Origin of the sequence: Bartonella sp. TT29SHDZB (assembly GCF_042193395.1) — a bacterium.
Taxonomy (GTDB): domain Bacteria; phylum Pseudomonadota; class Alphaproteobacteria; order Rhizobiales; family Rhizobiaceae; genus Bartonella.
Genome location: NZ_JBHILQ010000061.1, coordinates 1 through 2,674, shown reverse-complemented (window position 1 = coordinate 2,674; position 2,674 = coordinate 1). Strand labels below are relative to the sequence as shown.

1 pseudogene is annotated in these 2,674 nt (G+C 41.6%); it reads left to right on the top strand.

Features of this window, described 5'->3' with window-relative positions:
• Window positions 1-111: 111 nt before the first annotated feature.
• Window positions 112-2,674: pseudogene (locus ACFIJJ_RS09315) on the top strand (hypothetical protein); the annotation flags it as partial.

Below are 2,674 nucleotides of genomic sequence, written 5' to 3'. Positions count from 1 at the left end.
GAATTAAAACGTTCTCGTTTTTCTTTTGTTAAAGTTCTTTCGTTGGCTATAGCGGCTACATTCTTATCGAATGTTACTCCTAGTTTTTCGGCAAATGTCGATTTAAGCAAAATGTTCCTTGAAGGTGTCGAGAGCGCTGTTGTAGGAGCTCCACAAAATGTTATCTCTGCTTATGATCGCGATAACAGTGATTTAGAGGTTTCTAGTGCATCAAAGGAAAATTATATAACAGCGTTGAGTGTTGCGACGACACCTAAGGTGGATGTTGCCAGTGACTACGCAAATTTTCTCATCAATACTCTTTCTAGTAACAGTGATAATAATTCCACAATAAATGCTTTGACGACAAATGCTTTGACAACAAGACAACTCATTCCTGTTAGTCAACTGCAGCGAGGTGGTGACAGAGGTATTGAGTTGGGTGAGGGGGCGAATGCGCCCTCTGTGTCGTCTATTGCGATAGGCAATAAGCAAGACTGTGAAGGCAAAAACTGTTATTACTACGCTGCACGTGCGTTAGCTGAAAGAGCGATAGCTATCGGTTTATCAGCTTATGTTGAAAATTATGAGGGGATTGGTATTGGTACTAATGCAACAGTATCAGCTGATAATGGTGTAGGTGTAGGTGCCTTTACACAGGCGACAGCAAAAAATGCTATCGCTTTGGGGTATGCAGCAGAGGCGACAGGTTTGAGTAGTATTTCTATAGGGCGCTCGGCGCACTCTTTGGGCCAGCATAGTATCGCAATAGGTTCTGAAGATACTAAAGATGATTATACAACTGCGAAGGCTGATTATTCAACGGCTGTTGGTTCTGTTTCTAAAGCTTTGGAATATGCTACGACTGCTATAGGACATCGTGCAAAGTCAGCCGCAAAGAATGCTACTGCTTTGGGTTTTTATTCAGAAGCAACGGCAGAAGGGAGTGTTGCTCTAGGAAGCGATTCTGTATCTGATAGGGCTGCCTCTGCTTTGGGTTACACTTCTTTGTTGCAGGGTCCTTCACAAAGCGCCGAGGCGCAATGGAAAAGTACGCAGGGTGCCGTTAGTGTTGGTAATTCTAGTAAGGGCATAACGCGGCAGATTACAGGTGTAGCAGCTGGTAGTGAACTTACTGATGCAGTAAATGTTGTACAGTTAAAAGACTTAGAAAGTGTCGTAAGAAATGGTGGTTGGAAACTATCTGTTGGGGGTAAGGATGGTAAGACCGTTATCATGGACAGCGCGGTAGATTTTTCTGCTGGAAGTACAAATCTCACGGTTACAAAGGGCGATAAAGACAATAATATAAAATTTGATCTCGCCAGGAGTGTCATAGTCGATAAAATACAAACAGGAAACAATATCTTAGACGCAACAGGCTTAGTGATTTCTGGTGGACCGAAAATAATCATTTCTGGGATAGACGCTGGGGGTAAAAAGATTACAGGAGTGTCGGATGGCACTGGAGCGAATGATGCAGTTAATTTTTCACAGTTAAGCAAAACCAATGAGAGTCTTTCGTCCACAGCGAGAAATCTGGAAACGGCTATGGTGAATACATCAAAATATTTTGGTGGAGGTGCAGGAGTTGCTGGTTCTGACATGACGGGACCAACTTATGACTTATCTAAGATTGATACAAAGGGTAATATAACAGAGGGCTCTTTTAATGATGTTGGGAGTGCATTTACTGGTCTTGATGCAAATATCAAGAATGTGAATGCACGGATTAAAGAGGTTTCTGAAGGAGTAGCACAGGATTCTTTGTTATGGAATGATGAAGCAAATGCCTTTGTAGCGCGTCATGAAAAGAGAAAAGAAGAAAAAGGCAGGGCTGTAAGAACACAAGAAAACAGTAGAATTACGTTTCTAGCAAATGGTGAGATTACCCTAAACTCAACAGATGCAGTAAATGGTGGTCAGCTCTATACAATGGGTAACACGCTTGCGTCCTATTTTGGTGGTGGTGCTGGTTATGATGAAGTGGGCATGTGGAGAGAACCAGATTTCAAGATCAAGCAGTTTGGTGAGGATGGTACTTCTTTTGACAAGAACTATACGAATGTAGCGGATGCACTTGCAGGTGTTGGAAGTTCTATCACGAATGTTCAGAATAAATTGACTGAACAGGTTAATAATGTGATTACCAAAGTGGAAAGCGAAAGCTTTGTTCAGCAAGATAAGACAACGAGTCGTCTCACTATTGGTGCAAAAGTAGGTGGCGCAGAAATCAATATTGCAAATGAAAGCGGATCGGATCGGATAATTTCTGGTGTTGGGGAAGCAAAGAACAATAATGACGCTGTTAACAAAAGCCAGCTTGATAGAAATATCAAGAATATTAATGATAATGTGACAAATAAGTTTAGCGAACTTACTACAAACATAACGAATATTACTCAGCAAGTTAAAGGTGATGCTTTATTATGGAGCAATAGTGATAAAGCTTTTGTTGCGCAGCATGAGGAAGCAGATGAAAAAACCAATAGCAAGATTACGCATCTTCTAGATGGGAATATTGCTTCTGACTCAACGGATGCTGTCACGGGTGGACAGCTTTATTCGCTGAACGAACAACTTGCAACCTATTTTGGTGGTGGCGCTGGCTATGATGAGCAAGGACAATGGAAAGCTCCAAGTTTTAAGGTTAAGACAGTTAAGGATGATGGTAACTCTGAAGAGAAAACTTATA